At 71.0% G+C, this 20,068-nt stretch carries 15 protein-coding genes; 7 read left to right on the forward strand and 8 right to left on the reverse strand.

Annotated features, from left to right (window positions below; translation table 11 throughout):
• Positions 1-178 precede the first annotated feature (178 nt).
• Together dxs and GBB76_RS14915 are read left to right on the forward strand one after the other, a co-directional pair.
• Positions 179-2,101 (forward strand): 1-deoxy-D-xylulose-5-phosphate synthase, encoded by a 1,923-nt coding sequence (gene dxs / locus GBB76_RS14910; RefSeq protein WP_152304032.1) that lies wholly within the window; start codon positions 179-181, stop codon positions 2,099-2,101.
• An 18-nt stretch (positions 2,102-2,119) separates the two neighbouring features.
• A complete protein-coding gene (locus GBB76_RS14915) occupies positions 2,120-2,872 on the forward strand; it encodes a TlyA family RNA methyltransferase (RefSeq protein WP_152304033.1) in 753 nt (250 codons plus the stop codon).
• A 39-nt stretch (positions 2,873-2,911) separates the two neighbouring features.
• Here the strand turns inward: GBB76_RS14915 and GBB76_RS14920 are convergent, their stop codons facing one another.
• A complete protein-coding gene (locus tag GBB76_RS14920) occupies positions 2,912-3,448 on the reverse strand; it encodes a DUF1097 domain-containing protein (RefSeq protein WP_152304034.1) in 537 nt (178 codons plus the stop codon).
• Positions 3,449-3,661: 213 nt separating this feature from the next.
• On the opposite strand from GBB76_RS14920, the gene GBB76_RS14925 reads away from it, so the two are divergent.
• Positions 3,662-4,912 (forward strand): class I SAM-dependent RNA methyltransferase, encoded by a 1,251-nt coding sequence (locus GBB76_RS14925; RefSeq protein ID WP_152304035.1) that lies wholly within the window; start codon positions 3,662-3,664, stop codon positions 4,910-4,912.
• Positions 4,913-5,050: 138 nt separating this feature from the next.
• Here GBB76_RS14925 and GBB76_RS14930 read toward each other — a convergent pair whose 3' ends face one another.
• From GBB76_RS14930 to aroC, 3 genes are all read right to left on the reverse strand, one after another.
• The gene (locus tag GBB76_RS14930; RefSeq protein ID WP_371716950.1) at positions 5,051-5,908 is read right to left on the reverse strand and encodes a DUF1194 domain-containing protein; all 858 of its coding nucleotides are present in this window, start codon (positions 5,906-5,908) and stop codon (positions 5,051-5,053) included.
• 148 nt (positions 5,909-6,056) lie between these two features.
• Positions 6,057-7,358, reverse strand: a complete 1,302-nt coding sequence (ribB, locus tag GBB76_RS14935) for a 3,4-dihydroxy-2-butanone-4-phosphate synthase (RefSeq protein ID WP_152304036.1) — start codon at positions 7,356-7,358, stop codon at positions 6,057-6,059.
• Positions 7,359-7,442: 84 nt separating this feature from the next.
• A complete protein-coding gene (aroC, locus tag GBB76_RS14940; protein ID WP_152304037.1) occupies positions 7,443-8,555 on the reverse strand; it encodes a chorismate synthase in 1,113 nt (370 codons plus the stop codon).
• A 159-nt stretch (positions 8,556-8,714) separates the two neighbouring features.
• On the opposite strand from aroC, the gene GBB76_RS14945 reads away from it, so the two are divergent.
• Positions 8,715-10,034 carry a hemolysin family protein gene (locus GBB76_RS14945; RefSeq protein ID WP_152304038.1) on the forward strand — a complete coding sequence of 440 codons (1,320 nt, stop codon included), beginning with the start codon at positions 8,715-8,717 and terminating at the stop codon, positions 10,032-10,034.
• On the opposite strand, the gene GBB76_RS14950 is transcribed toward GBB76_RS14945, so the two are convergent.
• From GBB76_RS14950 to GBB76_RS14960, 3 genes are all read right to left on the reverse strand, one after another.
• On the reverse strand, positions 10,035-10,253 hold the full coding sequence (locus GBB76_RS14950; RefSeq protein WP_152304039.1) for a hypothetical protein: 219 nt from the start codon (positions 10,251-10,253) through the stop codon (positions 10,035-10,037). It lies immediately after the preceding gene.
• Between the two features lie 301 nt (positions 10,254-10,554).
• On the reverse strand, positions 10,555-13,035 hold the full coding sequence (gene hrpB, locus GBB76_RS14955) for an ATP-dependent helicase HrpB (protein ID WP_152304040.1): 2,481 nt from the start codon (positions 13,033-13,035) through the stop codon (positions 10,555-10,557).
• Between the two features lie 90 nt (positions 13,036-13,125).
• Positions 13,126-14,463 carry an aspartate aminotransferase family protein gene (locus tag GBB76_RS14960; protein WP_152304041.1) on the reverse strand — a complete coding sequence of 446 codons (1,338 nt, stop codon included), beginning with the start codon at positions 14,461-14,463 and terminating at the stop codon, positions 13,126-13,128.
• Positions 14,464-14,728: 265 nt separating this feature from the next.
• Here GBB76_RS14960 and GBB76_RS14965 point away from each other — a divergent pair, with 265 nt between their 5' ends.
• The 3 genes from GBB76_RS14965 (at position 14,729) to hisS (ending at position 19,562) form a co-directional block, all read left to right on the forward strand.
• Positions 14,729-16,660 carry a tetratricopeptide repeat protein gene (locus GBB76_RS14965; protein ID WP_246668944.1) on the forward strand — a complete coding sequence of 644 codons (1,932 nt, stop codon included), beginning with the start codon at positions 14,729-14,731 and terminating at the stop codon, positions 16,658-16,660.
• A gap of 103 nt (positions 16,661-16,763) precedes the next feature.
• Positions 16,764-17,879, forward strand: a complete 1,116-nt coding sequence (locus GBB76_RS14970) for a TIGR03364 family FAD-dependent oxidoreductase (RefSeq protein WP_152304042.1) — start codon at positions 16,764-16,766, stop codon at positions 17,877-17,879.
• Between the two features lie 78 nt (positions 17,880-17,957).
• A complete protein-coding gene (gene hisS / locus GBB76_RS14975) occupies positions 17,958-19,562 on the forward strand; it encodes a histidine--tRNA ligase (protein WP_152304043.1) in 1,605 nt (534 codons plus the stop codon).
• 171 nt (positions 19,563-19,733) lie between these two features.
• Here the strand turns inward: hisS and GBB76_RS14980 are convergent, their stop codons facing one another.
• Positions 19,734-20,024, reverse strand: coding sequence for a GIY-YIG nuclease family protein (locus GBB76_RS14980; RefSeq protein WP_152304044.1), 291 nt, complete (start codon positions 20,022-20,024; stop codon positions 19,734-19,736).
• Positions 20,025-20,068 lie beyond the last annotated feature (44 nt).

Genomic DNA, 20,068 nt, shown 5'->3' on the forward strand with positions numbered 1-20,068 from the left:
CGCTCCGTTGCGTCCGGCCGCCGGTCTCCACATTCTGTTGCACGGGGTATCACGTTGCCGCTGGCGGCAGCCCCTTGCGTTGCGCCCCGGCAAGCCTTTGTGTATGCCGTTGAACTTCGCCCGGACCTGCCCGTTGCCTTCGGCCATCTCCCGGACGATTGAGTTTTCGGAGCCCTTCTTGACCCGTCCCTCGACGCCGCTACTCGACACGATCCGCGAACCCGCCGATCTGCGTCGCCTGTCCGAGGAGCAGCTTCCCCGGCTCGCCGCCGAGCTGCGGGAGGAGATGATCGACGCGGTTTCCGTCACCGGCGGGCATCTGGGCGCGGGCCTCGGCGTGGTCGAGCTGACGGTGGCTCTGCATCACGTCTTCGACACGCCGAAGGACCGGCTGATCTGGGATGTCGGCCACCAGTGCTACCCGCACAAGATCCTCACCGGCCGGCGCGAGCGCATCCGCACGCTGCGCCAGGTCGGCGGGCTGTCGGGCTTCACCAACCGCACCGAGAGCGTCTACGACCCGTTCGGCGCCGGCCATTCTTCCACCTCCATCTCGGCCGGGCTCGGCATGGCGGTGGCGCGCGACCTCGCCGGCACGCAACGCAACGTCGTCTGCGTGATCGGCGACGGCGCCATGTCGGCCGGGATGGCCTATGAGGCGATGAACAATGCCGGCGCGATGGATTCCCGCCTCATCGTCATCCTCAACGACAACGACATGTCGATCGCCCCGCCGGTGGGCGCCATGTCGGCCTATCTGGCCCGGCTGATCTCCGGCCCGACCTACCGCACCCTGCGCGAGACCGCCAAGCAGCTCACCCGCGGCCTGCCGCGCTTCTTCGGCAAGAAGGCGGCGCAGGCGGAGGAGTTCGCGCGCAGCTTCTGGACCGGCGGCACGCTGTTCGAGGAGCTCGGCTTCTACTATGTCGGCCCGATCGACGGGCACAATCTCGACCATCTCCTGCCCGTGCTGCGCAATGTGCGCGACGCGCCGACCGGCCCGGTGCTGGTCCATGTCGTCACCCAGAAAGGCAAGGGTTACCCGCCGGCGGAGGCTTCCGCCGACAAGTATCATGGTGTCCAGCGCTTCGACGTCGCCACCGGCACGCAGAAGAAGGCCACGTCCAACGCGCCGACCTATACCAGCGTGTTCGCCGACGCGCTGATCGACGAGGCGCGCCGCGACGACAAGATCGTCGCCATCAACGCCGCCATGCCGGCCGGCACCGGGCTCGACCTGTTCGGCGCCGCCTTCCCCGAGCGCAGCTTCGATGTCGGCATCGCCGAGCAGCACGCGGTGACCTTCGCGGCCGGCCTTGCCACCGAGGGCTTCAAGCCGTTCTGCGCCATCTACTCGACCTTCCTGCAGCGCGCCTACGACCAGGTGGTGCACGATGTCGCCATCCAGCGGCTGCCGGTGCGCTTCGCCATCGACCGTGCCGGCCTCGTGGGGGCGGACGGGGCGACCCATGTCGGCGCCTTCGACGTGCCGATGCTCGCCACCCTGCCCGGCATGGTGGTGATGGCGGCGGCCGACGAGGCCGAGCTGGTCCACATGGTCGCCACCGCAGCCGCCTATGACGAGGGTCCCATCGCCTTCCGCTACCCGCGCGGCGAAGGGGTCGGCGTCGAGCGCCCCGAACGCGGCGTGCCGCTGGAGATCGGGCGCGGGCGCGTCGTGCGCGAGGGCTCGAAGATCGCGCTGCTCTCGCTCGGCACGCGGCTGGCGCCCTGCCTCGCCGCCGCCGACCAGCTCGCCGGCTTCGGCCTGTCGACGACGGTCGCCGATGCGCGCTTCGCCAAGCCGATCGACCGCGATCTGGTGCTGCGGCTCGCCCGCGAGCACGAGGTGCTGGTGGTGGTGGAGGAGGGCGCGGTCGGCGGCTTCGGCAGCCATGTGCTCACCCTTCTCGCCGAGGCCGGCGCGCTCGACCGCGGGCTGAAGGTGCGCACGCTGTGCCTGCCCGACCGTTTCATCGAGCAGGACGCGCCGGCCGGCCAGCTCCGCGAGGCGGGGCTCGACGTCGACGGCATCGTGACCGGCGTGTTCGCGGCGCTGGGGCGCACACAGGATGCCACGCCCGCCCTGCGGCGCGGCTGAGGTCCGCCGGGCCCGGCGATGAAGCCCGAAGCTCGTTCCACCACCCGCCGGCGTGCCGACCGCGTGCTGGTCGAGCGCGGCCTGTTCGACAGCCGCGCCCGCGCGCAGGCGGCGATTGCCGCCGGCCTCGTCTCCGCCGACGGGCGAGCCGTCGCCAAGCCCTCCGACATGATCGCCGCCAATGCCGTCATCGAGGCGCGCGAAGCCTATGAATGGGTCTCCCGCGCCGGCCTCAAGCTGGAGGCCGCGCTCGATGCCGCCGGGCTGTCGGTGGCGGGGCTGGAGGCGCTCGATGTCGGCGCCTCGACGGGAGGATTCACGCAGGTTCTGCTCGCGCGCGGCGCGGCGCGCGTCCACGCGGTGGATGTCGGCCGCGACCAGCTTCACGCCCGGTTGCGCGGGGACCCGCGCGTCGTCTCGCGGGAGGCGACCGACATTCGCTCGCTCGTGCCCGGCGCGCTGCCGGCGGCCGGCATCGTCGTCATCGACGTCTCGTTCATCTCGCTGGAACAGGTGCTGCCGGCGGCGCTGGCCCATGCCGCGCCGGGCGCGCATCTGGTGGCGCTGGTGAAGCCGCAATTCGAGGTGGGGCGCGACAAGCTGTCCAGGGGCGGCATTGTGAAGGACGCCGCGGCGCGGGCAGCGGCCGCCGATCGCATCGCAGACCTGCTCGCCGGCCAGGGCTGGCGGGTCACGCACCGTCTCGCCTCGCCCATCCTCGGCGGCGACGGCAATGAGGAATTCCTGCTCGTGGCGGCGCGGGCGGAATAGGGCTCCGTCCGCGCCGGTCGTCCGTCTCCGTCGGTTGCGTCAGGCGCGGCGAGCCGCGCCGTCGCTGGCGACGAGCGCCCCGGCGACCTTTTCGGAGATGTAGCCCAGGGCCGCGCCGACGATCATCGACAGGATGATGGTCGCCAGCGGATTGGCCAGGCCGGGCGCGGTAAGGAGCGCCAGCCCGTCCTGCGCGAGCAGGGCGTAACCGGCGGTGGCGGCAAAGCCGTAGACCATCGCCGGAATGGCGGCGAAGGCCGGCAGGTGGCCGAGCAGGATCATCACCAGCACGCCGACGCCGACGCAGATGCCGGCCCACAGCGGCAGGCCGAGCGACTCGCCGAGGCCGCCGCGGGTGACCGCGAGCAGCGTGAGCGCCGCCATGACGGCGCCGGCGATGTTGGCCAGCACGGTGGCCTTGAGGCCCGCCTCCTTGCCACCGCAGTGGAAGAAGCAGGCCCAGGCGATGAAGGCGGCCCATATCTGCAGGCCGCCGGCGAGAGGTCCGAGGAAGAGCCAGGTAGCGACGCCCCCCAGTACACCGACACTTATGGCAAGAGCCGAAACAAGTGACATTCTTTCCCCCATTGCGCGCGCTTCAAGACTTATTATTATGTGCGCTTGCTAAGTAAACGAAGCTGTCCGTTTGAAAAATAGGAATCAGCTTCGCGCGCACTATATCAATTCTGTGAACTCAACGTGAGCGTGAAGATTAGGTGATAAATTGACGCAGAGTGTTGTTGCATCAATACATAATATTGCATGGCGTATGACGTGCGCGAGCCGTCGATGAGCACGGCACGGCTTGCCATTGCGCGGATCGGCAATCGCGGCGATGGCGTCGCCGACACGCCGGAAGGCCCGGTCTTCGTGCCGCTCACCCTCGCGGGCGAGGTGGTGGAGACCGAGCGCGAGAAGGATCGCGGGCGCCTCGTCGCGGTGATCGAGCCGAGCGCGGAGCGGGTCGATCCGGTCTGCCGCCATTTCGGCGTGTGCGGTGGATGCGCGCTCCAGCACTGGGCGAGCGGTCCCTATGAGGCATGGAAGCGCGGGCTGGTGGTGGAGGCGCTGGCGCGCGTCGGGCTGGCGCCTGAGGTCGCCGCGCTGGTGCCCGCCCATGGCGAGGGCCGCCGGCGCGCCGTGTTCCACGCGCGCGGCACCGGCGGCAGCGCGCCGAAGGGGCGCGATCTGCTCAGCGTCGGCTTCGCCGGCCGGCGAAGCCACGCCATCGTCGCCATCGACGCCTGCCCCGTTCTGGCGCCCGGCCTCGACGGCGCGCTCAAGGCGGCCTGGGCGGTGGCGCAGGTGCTGGCCCCGCTGGCCAAGCCGCTCGACATACAGGTCACGGCGAGCGAGACCGGGCTCGACATGGACGTGCGCGGCAGCGGCCCCCTGAGGCCCGACCGTGTCGCCGCGCTGGCCGAGGTGGCCGGCGCCCACCGGCTGGCGCGGCTGACCCGCCATGGCGAGCTGGTGCTCCAGCGCGAGCCGCCGCTTGTCACCATGGGGCGGGCCCGCGTCGCGCTGCCGCCGGGCTCCTTCCTGCAGGCCACGGCCGCCGGCGAGGCGCGGCTGGCGGCGCTGGTGGGGGAGGCGGTGCGGGACGCCGGCCGGATCGCCGACCTGTTCTCGGGCGTCGGCACCTTCGCCCTGCGGCTGGCCGAGCGGGCGCGGGTGGCGGCCTATGAATCGGCGGCCCCGGCCGTGGAGTCTCTCCTGAAGGCGACGCGCGGGGTGTCCGGCCTCAAGCCGGTGACGGCGGAGGTGCGGGACCTGTTCCGCCGGCCGCTGCTGCCGCTGGAGCTGAAGGCGTTCGACGCGGTGGTGTTCGATCCGCCGCGCCAGGGAGCGGAGGCGCAGGCGCGCCAGCTCGCCGCAGCCAGGGTGCCGCTGGTGGTCGGCGTGTCCTGCGATCCCGTCAGCTTCGCCCGCGACGCCCATATTCTGTGCGAGGGCGGTTACCGGCTGGAGAGCGTGACGCCGGTCGACCAGTTCCTCTATTCCGCCCATGTGGAGATGGTCGGCGTGTTCCGGCGGTGAGGGTTCGCCGAGCCTGCCGCCGTCATCCCGGACGGCCGCAGGCCGATCCGGGATCGCGTGACATCGAAGGGCGATCCCGGCTCTCGCTGCGCTCGGCCGGGATGACGGGGCTGGAGGCGAAGGGCGGGAGCGGGGTTCTTAATTCCCCCAGCGCTCCATCCACATGCGCTCGCCGATGGTGCAGGAGATGCGCGGCGCGTCGGCGTTGGCGGGGCGGATCAGGGGCTGATTCGGGGGCACCACGCCGGCGATCTCCAGCACCAGCTTGGTCTTGATCGCGTCGGCGAATTCATGGGTTCCGCGCACCGGAATGACAAAGGCGCCGGGGCCGCCGATCACGCAGTCCTCGTAATAGATGTCGAGCTGGCCGATATCGAGCATCGAGCCCGCCACTTCCTTCAGCATCAGCGGCAGGCCGTTGACGGTGATGCCGCGCGCGACCACGGCATCGCGGGCGGCGTCGACCAACGGGCCCTGATTGTTGGTGCCGTCGCCCGAGATGTCGATGACCCGGCGCAGGCCCCTTATGCCGTTCTGCTCGATCAGCCCGGCGCTGTACTCGATCGCGCCGGAGATGGAGGTGCGGTAGACACGGCGCAGCGGCGCCTGCCGAATCGCCTGGGCGAAGCGCTCGGCGTCGCGCGCGCCGCTGATGAACGTCCAGTCCACCACCAGCTTCTGCTCGTCGATGCCGGCCCATTCGACATAGGCGATGGCCACGCGGCCATTGGGGCCGAGCTTGAGCGCGTTGAGGAATTCGGGCGAGGTGACGGCCCGCATGTAGCCGTCGCGCTGGAGCGCGAGCTCGTCGAGGTCCATCGAGTAGGAAACGTCGACCGCCAGCACCAGCTCGACGTCGACCGGCTCATCCGCCCTCGCCCCGTCCGCCGCGAGAAAACCGCCCGGGAACAGGCCAAGAGAAAGGCCCAGCATCAGGCCAAGTACCGGACGTCGGGCCGGCGCCGCCAGCGCCTTCCATCCACGCACGCACGCCATCGCGACCTCCGTCGGTGACGGGACCTCGACGTGTCAGAGACGCGTCACAATCATGGTGACACGCCCGGCAGGGGGCCAGAAGTCGAAATTGCAGGCACCCGCGCCCGCGCGATGCCGATCGCGTGAGCGCGCTACCAGGGTAGAGCGATCAGCCGTCCAGCGTCTCGGTGCCGGTAATCTCGATGCCGAAGCCGGCGACGCCGACATAGGTGCGCGTCCGCGAGGCGAGCAGGCGAATCGAGGAGATGCCGAGATCGCGCAGGATCTGGGCGCCGAGGCCGACCTCGCGCCAGTTCTCGTCGCGCAGCTTGGCGCTCTCGATCTTCTCCTCGCCGACGGAGGAGACCGGCACGCCGGTGGTGCCGTCGCGCAGATAGACCAGCACGCCGCGCCCCTCCGCCTTGATGCGCTCCAGCGAGGCGCGGATCGCCTTGCCGCCGGTGAAGACATCCGAGATAGGGTCGGCCCGGTGCAGACGCACCAGCACGTCGCGCCCGTCGCCGATCTTGCCGTGCACGAGGGCGATATGGTTCACCGGCTCGAACGGGGTGACATAGGAGATGCCGTGCATCTCGCCCACCACTGTCGGGGCGGCGAACTCGGCGGAGCGGCTCACCAGCTTCTCGCGCAGCTGGCGGTAGGCAATGAGGTCCGCCACCGAGATGCGGGTCAGCTTGTGGGTCGCGGCGAACTCCGTGACCTTGGGCCCGCGCATCACCGTGCCGTCGTCATTGACCAGCTCGCAGATGACGCCGACCGGCTCGAGATTGGCGAGGCGGCACAGGTCGACGGCCGCTTCCGTGTGGCCCGAGCGCATGAGCACGCCGCCCTCGCGCGCGATCAGCGGGAAGATGTGGCCCGGGCGCACGAAGTCGACCGCGCCGGCATTGGGGTTGGCGAGCGCGCGCACCGTGGCGGTGCGGTCCTCGGCCGAGATGCCGGTAGTGGTGCCGTGGCGATAGTCCACCGAGATGGTGAAGGCGGTCGCGTGGGGCGCGTCGTTGTCCGTCACCATCGGGTTGAGGCGCAGGCGCTTGGCGTGCTCGGCGGTGAGCGGCGTGCAGACGATGCCCGAGGTGTGGCGCACGATGAAGGCGAGCTTCTCGGGCGTGGCGAACTGGGCGGCGACGATGAGATCGCCTTCGTTCTCGCGGTCGTCGTCGTCGGTGACGACCAGCATGTCGCCGCGCGCGAAGGCTTCGATCGCCGCTTCGACGCGGCCCTGCAGATTCTCGGTCATGAATGCCACCTCGGGGCCTTCGATTCCCAGGAAGTCGTTGGGCGTCACCGCCCCGCCGGTCGCGGAGGCGATGCGTGCGCCGGCTTCCCGGGAGATCCAGGCCTGCTCGTCCTTGCACAGCGCGGTGATGCTGGCGGGCGACAGGCCGGCCGCGCGCGCGAAGGCGCTGCGGGTCGTTCCGGTCATGACGAGCCAGTCCGCGAGTTTCATGACCGGACGATAAATCCGCCCGCGTTCGGCAGCAATGAAAATCGACGGTGCATTTCAGCTATACTGAAAGTTGCAGCTAGGCGCTCAGCGCGGGAGCGGCCACGCCGGCGGCGTGCCGACCTGTCCGCGATGGCGCAGGAAATGGTCGGCCAGCACGCAGGCGACCATCGCCTCGCCGACCGGCACCGCGCGGATGCCGACGCAGGGATCGTGCCGGCCCTTGGTCACGATGTCGGCGTCCTCGCCATGGCGCGTCACCGTGCGGCGCGGGGTGAGGATGGAGGAGGTCGGCTTCACCGCGAAGCGCGCCACCACCGGCTGGCCGGTGGAGATGCCGCCGAGGATGCCGCCGGCATGGTTGGCGAGAAAGACCGGGCGGCCGTCATTGCCCATGCGCATCTCGTCGGCGTTGTTCTCGCCGGTCAGCGCCGCGCTGGCGAAGCCCTCGCCGATCTCCACGCCCTTCACCGCGTTGATGCTCATCAGCGCGGCCGCCAGATCGGCGTCGAGCTTGCCGTAGATCGGCGCGCCGAGGCCCGGCGGCACGCCCTCGGCCACCACCTCGACCACCGCGCCGACCGAGGAGCCTGACTTGCGGATGCCGTCGAGATAGTCGGCCATGCGCGCGGCCGCCTGTGCGTCCGGGCAGAAGAAGGGGTTGCGGCCGATCTCGGCATCGTCCCAGTTGGCGCGGTCGATGCCGATCTCACCCATCTGCACCAGCGCGCCGGTGATGGTCACGCCCGGCAGCACCTTGGCGGCAATGGCGCCGGCGGCGACGCGCGCCGCCGTCTCGCGCGCCGAGGAGCGCCCGCCGCCGCGATGGTCGCGCAGGCCGTACTTCACGTCATAGGCGTAGTCGGCATGGCCGGGGCGGTAGCTCTCGGAGATCGCCGAATAGTCCTTGGAGCGCTGGTCGACATTCTCGATCAGGAAGGCGATCGGCGTGCCGGTGGAGACGAGCGTGCCGTCCTCCTCGGCAAGCGTGCCGGAGAGGATCCTCACCTCGTCGGGCTCACGGCGCTGGGTGGTGAAGCGCGACTGGCCGGGTCGGCGGCGGTCGAGCGCGGCCTGCACGTCCTCCAGCCGGAAGCGCAGGCCGGGCGGGCAGCCGTCGATGACGCCGCCAATGGCCGGGCCGTGGCTCTCGCCGAAGGTGGTGACGCGGAAAAGCTGGCCGAAAGTGTTGAAGGACATTGCGGTTCCGCCGGCGGCAGGAAAGGTCTCGCCGGGCTTCTAGGCGCCTGCGCGACGGGCGTCAAACGCCGTCCGCGCGGCCAATCGCGCCAGCGGTCATGGAGAATGGCGGCTTTCGTGCTAGTTATGGCCGGATTAGAGGATTTCCCCCGTCACCCGATGCCATTATTCGAAATAGCTGTCGTCCTCCTGCTCGTGCTCATCAACGGCGTCCTTGCCATGGCCGAGCTTTCCGTCGTCTCCGCTCGTCCGGCGCGCCTGCGCGCCATGGCCGACAACGGCGTGCGCGGCGCGCGTCTCGCGCTGCAGCTTGCCTCCGATCCGGGGCGCTTCCTTTCCACCGTGCAGATCGGCATCACGCTGATCGGCATCCTCGCCGGCGCCTTCTCCGGCGCCACGCTCGGCGAGATGCTGGGCCACTGGCTCGAAACCCAGGGTGTCTCGCACGGCCTCTCCGACGGGCTGGGCTATGCCCTCGTCGTCGCGGCGATCACCTATATCTCGCTGATCATCGGCGAGCTCATCCCCAAGCGCCTCGCGCTGCAGAGCCCGGAGCGGCTGGCGAGCCTGATCGCGCCGCTGATGCTGCTACTCTCGCGCGTCGCCGCCCCGGCGGTCTGGCTGCTCGACATCTCCTCGCGCCTCGTGCTGCGCCTGCTCGGCGAGCATGGCCGCGCCGACGACAACAACGTCACCGACGAGGAAATCCGCGCCATCGTCGCCGAGGCGGAGACGGCGGGCGTCATCGACCCGGACGAGCGCCGGATGATCGCCGGCGTCATGCGCCTCGCCGACCGGCCGGTGCGGGCGGTGATGACCCCGCGCACGGATGTCGACTGGATCGACCTGACGGACGGCCCCGACGAGGTGCGCAAGACCATCCGCGACACCCGCCACACCCGCATGCCGGCCTGCGAGGGCACGCCGGAGGAGAGTGTCGGCGTCATCGACATACGCGACCTGCTGGAAGCCTATCTCGACGGCGAGACGCCGGACCCCCGCCGCTTCGTGAAGCCGGCCGCCGTGCTGGTGGAGACCGCCGGCGCGCTCGACGCCATGAAGGTGCTGCGCCACGCGGAATCGCCGCTGGCGCTGGTGGTCGATGAATATGGCTCGATGGTGGGCATCCTCACCCCGGCCGACCTTCTCGACGCCATCGCCGGCTCGGTGGTGCTGGACGAGGCGGGGCAGGCCAAGCCCGACATGGTGGAGCGCGCCGATGGCTCCTACCTGATCGCCGGCTCGACGCCGATCGACGAGATGGCCGACATGCTGGGCATCCGCATGCCGCAGGACGCCGACTTCCACACCGCCGCCGGCTTCGTGCTGCACGAGATCAAGGCGCTGCCGCAGGAGGGCGCGGTGTTCGAGGCGCTGGGCTGGCGTTTCGAGGTGGTCGACATGGACGGGCGGCGCGTCGACAAGCTGCTGGTCAGCCGCGCGGTGACGCCCCGGCGCCATGCGCCGCTGATGGGCTGATCAGCGCAGCGCCGTCTCGCCGGTGACGATCGGGGCCGGAGCCGGCACGCCGCCATAGCGCGTGCCGACCCCGACCACGACGGTGACGATGGCGACCGCGAGGGCGGCGGCGATCAGGCCGTATTCGAGCCCGGTGCCGTGCGAGCGGCGGGCAACGGCGGCGCGGCGACGCGACGCCAGCCCCTGTCCCACCAGTTCCCGTTCCACCATTTCTCTCATGGCCTTGTCTCTGCCTGAACTCATCCGCATGGCATCTGTCTGTGAACAGATTTTCTTGTGCGGCTACCGTGCGCCGCAGACCTTGCCCACGCGTTAAAACAGGCGCCCGGCCGGCTTGGCCGCGTCCTGTGCTTCGGTCTGTGGTTAATGTTTGCCGCGTCCGCATGGTTAATGCTTCGCGGATGCCTGCCGCTACTTGGCGCGCGGCGGAAGACGCCTTGTCGCGCCGGCAGGATGCTGCCGCGCCGCACCGGCAGCCTTGAGCGCGTGGCCTTGAGCTTGCTGCCTCGCGTGCGTGGCTTCAGCCGCGCGGCTTCGCCCGGCGGGTCGGCTCCGCGCCCGCCGGATCCTCCGGCCAGGGATGGCGGGGATAGCGCCCGCGCATGTCGGCGCGCACGTCGCGCCAGGAGCCGCTCCAGAAGGCCGGCAGGTCGCGCGTGAGCTGGATCGGCCGGTGCGCCGGCGACAGCAGGGCGAGGGTCAGCGGCACCCGCCCGCCGGCAATGGCGGGATGGGTGGTCAGGCCGAACAGCTCCTGCACGCGCACGCTCAGCGTCGGCCCACCCTCGGCGGCATAGTCGATCGGCAGCCGCGAGCCGGTCGGCACCTCGAAATGGCTCGGCGCCTCTTCTTCCATCCGCCGCGCCAGCTCCCACGGCACCAGCCCGGAAAGCGCGCGGCCGAGCACTTCGGCGTCGATCTGGCCGAGCGAGGTCAGCCCGTCGAGCTGCGGCGCCAGCCAGTCCTCGACGCGGGCGGCGAGGGCGGGCCAGGACAGGTCCGGCCAGGTCTCGGGCGCGCTGGCGTGCAGGAAGCGGGCGCGGTCGAGCCATTGGCGCTGGTGGTCGGACCAGCCGAGCCGCTCCGGCCCGCGTGCGCCCGCCGCGCGAGCGAGCGCGAGGGAGGTCTCCGGCCCCGGCTTGAGCGCGGCGGTGCGCTCGGCCAGCACCAGCGCGCCGAGCCGGCGTACATGGCGGGCGCGCAGCGCGCCGGAGGCGGCGTCGAAGCCGGTCTCGACGCCCTCGGTGATGGCGGCGCCGAACTCGGCCTCCAGCTCGGCCTCGGTCATCTCGGCGGCGAGCAGGATGCGGGCCTCGTCGGCGGTGCCGGTCAGCTCGGCGACCGCGAGGTAACGCGCGCGGGCGAGGCCGGCGGCGGGGTCGATCGCCGCGCCGCGCCCGTTGGCCAGCACGAAGCGCCGGCCGTCGCCGCGCCCGCGCGCGATGCGGTCGGGAAAGGCCAGCGCCAGCAGCGCGGCGGGGCCGGCTGGCGCGTCGCCGCTTCCAACTGGCGGCGCCAGCCGCTCGGCCTCGCGCGCCCAGCGTTCCGCCAGCCGGCGGGCCTCCTCGGCGCGGCGGGAGCGGTCGCGTCCGAAATCGTCGAGACGGTGGGCGAGGTCGGGCGCGTCGCCGCCGAGCCCGCGCTCGGAGACGATGGCAGCGATCCGCGCCGCCTCCTCGCCGGCGCCGCGCCGGGCGCCCTCGATCACCATGCGGGCGAGGCGCGGCTCCAGCGGCAGCCGGGCCATCGCCTGCCCGTCGGGCGTGACCTGCCCGTCGGTGCCGAGCGCGCCGAGCGCGACGAGCAGCGCCCGCGCTTCCTTCACCGCCGGCGCGGGCGGCGGGTCGAGAAAGGCGAGGGAGGCGGGATCGCGCACGCCCCAGACGGCGAGGTCGAGCACGAGGCGGGAGAGGTCGGCGGCGAGGATTTCCGGCGTGGCGAAGGCCGGCAGGCTCGCCGTCTCCGGCTCGCTCCACAGGCGCAGGCATATGCCGGGTTCCGTGCGGCCCGCGCGGCCGCGCCGCTGGTCGGCGGCCGCCCGCGAGACCCGAATTGTCTCCAGCCGGGTCAGCCCGACGCCCGGTTCGAAGCGCGGCACGCGGGCGAGGCCGCTGTCGACGACGATGCGCACGCCCTCGATGGTCAGGCTGGTCTCGGCGATGGAGGTCGCCAGCACCACCTTGCGCCGGCCGGCGGGGGCGGGGGAGATGGCGTGGTCCTGCTCGGCGGGGGCGAGCGCGCCGTAAAGCGGGGCGATCTCAACGGAGGGGTCGCGCACCACCTCGCGCAGCAGGCGCTCGGTGCGGCGGATCTCGGCGGCGCCGGGCAGGAAGGCGAGGATGGAGCCGGTCTCCCCGGCCAGCGCCCGCAGCACGGCGTCGGTCACCTGCCGCTCTACCGGGCTGCGCGGGTCGCGGCCGAGATGGCGCGTCTCCACCGGAAAGGCGCGCCCGAGGCTCTCCACCACCGGCGCCCCACCCAGCAGCCCGGCGACGCGGGCGCCGTCGAGCGTCGCCGACATCACGAGCAGGCGCAGGTCCTCGCGCAGTGCGGACTGCGCGTCGAGCGCCAGCGCCAGGCCGAGATCGGCATCAAGGCTGCGCTCGTGGAACTCGTCGAACAGCACGGCGGCAACCCCGGAAAGCTCCGGGTCGTCGAGCATCATGCGGGTGAAGATGCCCTCGGTGATCACCTCGATGCGGGTATGGCGGCCCACTTTCGAGCCGAAGCGGGCGCGGTAGCCGACTGTCTGCCCGGCTTCCTCGCCCAGCGTCTGCGCCATGCGCGTGGCGGCGGCGCGGGCAGCGAGGCGGCGCGGCTCCAGCACGAGGATTTTCCGCCCGGCGATCCAGGCCTCGTCGAGCAAAGCGAGCGGCACCCGCGTGGTCTTGCCGGCGCCCGGCGGGGCGACCAGCACGGCGGCATTGCCGGCGCGCAGCGCCGCCGTCAGCGCGGGCAGCGCATCGTCGATCGGCAGGGGCGTGGCGAAGGAGATGGCCATCGGCGATGGCTATACAGCGCCGGCGGCAAAAGCAAAGGGCGCCCGGCGGGGCGCCCTTTTCGTCCGTTACGGGCCGATTATCCCGGTCGATCAGAAGATCTTGTCGAGCACCCGGCCGAGCTTGTCGACGATCTCGCCCATCTGGCTCTCGGTGATGATCAGCGGCGGGCTGACGGCGAAGGTGTCGCCGGCGGTGCGCACCATCATGCCTTCCTCGTGGAACAGCCGCTCCATGCCCTCATAGGCGCGCCGGCCGACACCGTCGGCGCGCGACTCGAAGTCCACCGCGCCGACAAGGCCGACGGTGCGGATGTCGAGCACGCCCGGCTTGGAGCGCAGCGTGTGGAAGGCGTCCGCCCAGATCGGCTCGATCTGCCGCACGCGCTCGAACAGGCCTTCCTCGCGGTAGAGGTCGAGCGTGGCGAGCGAGGCGGCGCAGGCCAGCGGGTGCGCCGAATAGGTGTAGCCGTGGAACAGGTCGATGACCGGATCGTCGCTCTTCACGAAGGCGTCGTAGATGTGCTTGCGCACCAGCACGCCGCCCATCGGCACCGCGCCGGAGGTCACGCCCTTGGCGAAGGTGATCATGTCGGGCACCACGCCATAGCGCTCGGCGGCGAAGGCGTAGCCGAGGCGGCCGAAGCCGGTGATCACTTCGTCGAAGATCAGCAGGATGCCGTACTTGTCGCAGATCTCGCGCAGGCGCTTGAGATAGCCGACCGGGGCGGGAATGGCGCCGGTGGAGCCGGACATCGGCTCGACGATGACGGCGGCGAGGGTCGAGGCGTCGTGCAGGGCGACGAGACCCTCCAGCGCCTCGGCGCGCTCGGCGCCCCATTCCGGCTCGCCCTTGGAGAAGGCCTGCTTCTCGCGGTTATAGGTGTGCGGCAGGTGGTCGACGCCCGGCAGCAGCGAGCCGAACATCTTGCGGTTCGGCGACATGCCGCCGACCGAGATGCCGCCGAAGCCGACGCCGTGATAGCCGCGCTCGCGGCCGATCAGCCGGGTGCGCGTCGCGTTGCCCTTGGTGGCGTGGTAGGCGAGCGCGATCTTCAGCGCCGTGTCGCCCGCCTCGGAGCCGGAATTGCAGAGGAACACATGGTCGAGATCGCCCGGCGCCATGGCGGCGATGCGGGCGGAGACCGCGAAGGCCTTGGGGTGGCCGTACTGGAAGGGCGGGGCGAAATCCATCTCCGCCGCCTGCGCCTGGATCGCCGCGACGATCGGGTCGCGGTTATGGCCGGCATTGGCGCACCACAGTCCGGCGGTGGCGTCGAGGATCGGCCGTCCTTCCGGCGTGTAGTAATGCACGTCCTTCGAACGCGAGACGAGGCGCGGGCGCGCCTTGAACGCCCGGTTCGGCGTGAACGGCATGAAGAACGCTTCGAGATCGTTCGGGCTGGCGGCTGCGGACGAGTAAGCAGACATGGAGTGCTCCGGCTGATACGGCGAATGGGACGGGCCGCGCTTTTTTAGTCATGTATAATGCGTGGGCACGGGACGCTCACGAGAAATAATCATGATGTGATCACTTTCCTTTCTGCCGTGCCCGCCCGGCTTGACCGCAGGCCCTCTTCGCGGCCATCAACTCGCCGCAAGCCGTGATAGAGTCCCCTTGCGTCAGGGTCTCCCGCTTCGCCGGAGAAATCTGCCGGTTCCCGTCCGGAAATCGGCCCCAGCATAGGACCGCGCAGTGCCCGAGAGCACGATCGCCGACAAGGCCGACGCCGTGACGGAGACGGCCGCAGGGCCCGCCGACGTCCCGCCCGCGGAGGTTCCGTCCGACGCGGTGCGGCGCGCGCTCGCGCATGTGCTCGACTCGGAGGAGCTGCGCTCCTCGCCGCAACTGTCCAACATACTGCGCTTCGTGGTGGAGGCGACGCTCGATGGGCGGCGCGACGCCATCAAGGGCTACACCATCGCCGTCGAGGCGCTCGGCCGGGACGCTTCCTTCGATCCGCAGGCCGACCCCATCGTGCGGGTCGAGGCGACGCGGCTGCGGCGCGCGCTGGAACGCTACTATGCCGGCGCCGGCGCTGCCGACGAAATCGAGATCGTGGTGCCGCGCGGCAGCTATGTCCCGCAATTCGTGCCGCGCGGCGCCGCCGCAGCCACGGAGCCGGAGGCCGGCGCGGCGCCCGAAGGTCAGGGGGCGGAGGCGGGAGAGGACGCATCGGCGACGCGTCCCCGCCGGCCGCAGCCCGGCTCGGCCCGGCGGCGGCCCCTGCGCCTTGCGTTCGGCCTTGTCGCGCTGCTCGCTCTGGTGCTGGTCGCCGGGCTGGCGGTGGAGAATGTCGATGCCGTCGGCTGGCGCGCGCTGCTCACCGGCGCCGCATGGCAGCCGATGGAGCGCGCCAACCGCCTCGGCATTCCGCTGGTGGAGGTCCGCTCCTTCGACGCCACCGGCGGCGCCCCGCTGCCGCCGAGCGAGATCGCCCGCAGCGCCGGCGCCGTGAGCAGCGGCGACTTCACCGCCCGCGCCATCGAGGTGCGGGTGCGCGACGCGCTGGCGCGGTTCGACCTGCTCGACGTTCTGGCGAGCCCCGATGCCCGCCCGGCGCTGCACTGCGGCGGCGAGGGCGCCTCGCCGCATTCGGTGTTCGCGCTCGGCGGGCTGGTGGAGAACCATGACGATGGCAGCCTCTCGGTGCTGCTGCGCCTGTCCGACCTGTGCGACGGCACCATCGTCTGGTCGCACGAATTCGACAGCCTGCGCCGGGGCGGCGACCCGAGCGCCGCCGAGGTGGCGCTGGTGCGCGACATCATGGCCGCCATCGCCGAGCCCTACGGCATCATCCAGGCCCGCGCCCGGGCCCGCGTGACCGCCGCCGGCGGCCCGGCCACGGCTGGCCCCTATGGCTGCGTGCTGATGGCCTATTCCTACTGGCGCTCCTATGCTCCCGGCGAGCATGACCGCGCCCGCGACTGCCTCGAAAAGGCGGTCGCCGCCGACCCGACCTTCGCCCTCGGCTATGCGCTGCTGGCCGAGCTCTATCTCGACGAACTGCGCGCCGGCGCCAATCCGCGCTCCGGCCCGCCGGCGCTGAACCGGGCGCTGACGGCGGCCGAGCAGGCGGTGGAGCTGGCGCCGACCAGCGCCTATGCGCGGCGGGTGCTGATGGACGTGCACTTCTTTCGCGGCGCGCGCGGCGCCACCATCGCCGCCGGCGAGGCGGCGCTGGAGCTGAACCCCTACGACGTCGACATCGTCGCCGATTTCGGCGGCCGGCTGGTGGCGCTGGGCGAGGTCGCGCGCGGCGAGGCGATGCTGGCGGGGGCGGCGCAGGCCGCGCCGGGCATGCCGCCCTGGGTCGACTATCACCGCGTGATCGCCGCCTATCTGAAGGGCGACGCCCCGGCGGCGGCGGCGGCGGCCGACCAGCTCATGGGCGAGGGCTACGCGCCGGGCCTGCTCGCCCGCGCGCTCGCCGCCCATATCGCCGGCGAGGACGAGGCGGCGCGCGCGGACCTGCGCAGGCTGGTCGCCGTCGCGCCGGCCTGGGGCAAGGAGCCGGACGAGATGATCCATCGCTTCTTCCCCGACGCGGCCATCGCACGGCGGGTGCGCGCCGATCTCGCCGCCATCGGCCTGCCGCTGCCCGGCTCGGCGGCGGCGGCGAACTGACGCCGCGCCGGTGCAAAGGTCGCGTGGCGGCGGCACGGCGAAACCGCTATAGGCTTGGGCCTCCTTCCCGCCCGTCTTCCCGCCGCGCAACCGGAACGCCCTCATGTCGGACAGCTTCGATCTCGCCATCGTCGGTGCGGGCGTCGTCGGTCTCGGCCACGCCATCGCCGCGCGCCGGCGCGGCCTTCGCACGGTGGTGATCGACCGCGACGCGCAGGCCAACGGCGCCTCGGTGCGCAATTTCGGCTTCGTCACCGTCACCGGCCAGCAGCGCGGGGAATGCTGGCGCCGCGCCCGACGCTCGCGCGACATCTGGGCCGAGATCGCTCCGGCCGCCGGCATCGAGGTGATCCATCAGGGCCTGATGGTGGCGGCGCGCCGGCCGGAGGCGGTGGCGGTGCTCGACGCCTTTCTGGCGACCGAAATGGGCGCGGACTGCACGCTGCTCTCGCCCGCCGAGGCGCGCGAACGCCTGCCGGCGCTGGCCGGGGAGCTTTCCGGCGCGCTGTGGAGCCCGCACGATCTGCGCGTCGAATCCCGCGCGGCGATCCCGAAGCTGGCCGCCTGGCTGGCGTCGCAGGGCATCTTCTTCCGCCGCGAGACGGCGGTGACCGGCATCGAGCCGGGCCGGGTGCACACCTCCGCCGGCCCGATCGACGCCGCGCGCATCGTCGTCGCGCCCGGCGACGATTTCCACACGCTGCTGGAGGACCGTTTCCGGCCCTACGGCCTCACCCGCTGCAAGCTGCAGATGTTGCGCGTCGCCGATCCCGCGCTTGGCCGGCTGCCCGGCGCTGTCATGACCGATCTCTCGCTCGGGCGCTATCTCGGCTATGCCGAACTGCCCGAGGCCGAGCCGCTCAAGCGCCTGCTGGCGGCCGAGCAGGCCGAGCACCTCAAGCATGGCGTGCACCTCATCGTGGTGCAGTCGGCGGACGGCTCGCTGGTGGTCGGCGACAGCCATCATTACGGCGCCACCCCCGACCCCTTCGCGCCGGAATTCGTCGACGCGCTGATCCTCGACGAATATGCGGCGCTGTTCGGCCGCCGCCCGGCGGTGGTGGAGCGCTGGACCGGCACCTATGCCTCGGCGCCCGACCGGCTCGCCTTCATCGACCGGCCGCACGACCATATCCGCCTCGTGGTGGTCACCAGCGGCACCGGCGCCTCCACCGGCTTCGCCCTCGCGGAAGAGGCGATGGCCGAGCTGTTCGACTGAGGGCGGGACGGGCAGCGCCATTGCCGCAGGGCGCCCCATCCTCTAAACCCGCGCCGACACTCGTGAAGGACGGCGCCCATGGCCAAGGACAAACCCACCAAGCTCCGCGCCCGTATGCCGCGCGGCTTCGCCGACCGGGGCCCGGGCGAGCTCGCCTCGACGCGGGCGATGCTGGAGACCATCCGCAAGGTCTATGAGCTGTACGGCTTCGAGGCGCTGGAAACGCCCTTCATCGAATATACCGACGCGCTCGGCAAGTTCCTGCCCGACCAGGACCGGCCCAATGAGGGCGTGTTCTCGTTCCAGGACGATGACGAGCAGTGGCTGTCGCTGCGCTACGACCTGACCGCGCCGCTCGCCCGCCATGTGGCGGAGAATTTCGACCGGCTGCCCAAGCCCTTCCGCAGCTACCGCGCCGGCTGGGTGTTCCGCAACGAGAAGCCCGGCCCGGGCCGCTTCCGCCAGTTCATGCAGTTCGACGCCGACACGGTGGGCGCGCCGACCGTCGCGGCCGATGCCGAGATCTGCATGATGATGGCGGATACGCTCGATGAGCTCGGGCTCAAGGGCAAGTACGTCATCAAGGTCAATAACCGCAAGGTGCTCGACGGCGTGCTGGAGGCCATCGGCCTCGGCGGCGACGAGAATGCCGGCCGCCGGCTCACCGTGCTGCGCGCCATCGACAAGTTCGACAAGGTCGGCATCTCCGGGGTGCGCGACCTGCTCGGCGAGGGCCGCTGGGAGAACCCGGAGGCCAAGAGCGGCGACTTCACCAAGGGCGCGGGGCTGGATGAAGATGGTGTTGATCGCATTATCCGCTATCTCACGACCCGTTTCTTCGACGATAGCTCCGAGGTGACGGCAGCCGCTCTAAGTCAAGGAGAGGTTGCGCCCATTAAGTACCCGTGGGGCCAGGAGTCGTTTCCCAGCGAGACTATGAGTTTCGGGGCGTGGAAGGCCATTATGGGCGATTCCGTGATTGGCCTCGCGGGGCTCAATGAACTCGACGAGATGGCCCAGCTTGTTCGTAGCAACAGTTATGGACCCGGTCGTATTTACTTCGATGCCTCCGTCGTCCGTGGCCTCGAATATTACACCGGCCCGGTCTTCGAGGCCGAGCTGACCTTCGAGGTGAAGGACGAGAAGGGCCGTCCCGTGCGCTTCGGCTCCGTCGGCGGCGGCGGGCGTTATGACGGGCTGGTCGGGCGCTTCCGGGGCGAAGCTGTGCCGGCTACGGGTTTCTCCATCGGCGTCTCGCGTCTCGCTTCCGCGCTCTCCTACCTCAAAACCGAGGCGAAACCGGAATTCGGCCCCGTGGTGGTGGTGGTCATGGATCGCGACCAGACGGCCCATTATATGGGGCTGGTCGGCCTGTTGCGTAGAAATGGCATCCGCGCCGAGATGTATCTCGGCAACCCGAAGAATCTCGGCAACCAGTTCAAATATGCCGACCGCCGCAACTCGCCTTGCGTGGTCATTCAGGGCTCGGACGAGCGCGCGGCCGGCACCGTGCAGATCAAGGACCTGATCGAGGGCGCCAGGGCCGCCGCCGCGATCACCGACAATGCCGAGTGGCGGAGCAGCCGCCCGGCGCAGTTCGCCTGCGCCGAGGGCGAACTGGTTGAGAAGGTGCGCGAGCTGCTCGACCATCATGGCGTCCCGCACGGCGATATGCTGGGGTAGCCCGTCATCCCGGACGGCCGGCACGGCCGATCCGGGATCGTGTGCCGAGGGAGGCGCACTTTCGGCGCGCGATCCCGGCTCTCGCTGCGCTCGGCCGGGATGACGGCGGATAGGTTGTGACGTCATCCCGGACGGCCGGCACGGCCGATCCGGGATCGCTCTCCGCGCCCTTCACCGAGCGATGTCGTCGAAGAGGTCGCGCCATTCCGGGTTGCTCTCTTTGATCAAGGCGATCTTCCACGCGCGGCGCCATCGCTTGAGGCGTTTTTCCCGGGCGATGGCGGTTTCCGCCGTGTCGTGCGCCTCGAACCAGACCAACTGGTCGACATTGTAGCGGCTGGTGAAGCCGGGCACCGCATGCGTGCGATGTTCAAAGGCGCGCTTGAGCAAGTCGCTGGTCACGCCGACATAGACCGGCCCGTCTTTCCGGGTCGCCAGCAGGTAGACGAAGAAGCGCTTCATACTCCGGTGCCCCCGCGATCCCGGCTCTCCGCTGCGCTTCGGCC

Origin of the sequence: Ancylobacter sp. TS-1 (assembly GCF_009223885.1) — a bacterium.
Taxonomy (GTDB): domain Bacteria; phylum Pseudomonadota; class Alphaproteobacteria; order Rhizobiales; family Xanthobacteraceae; genus Ancylobacter.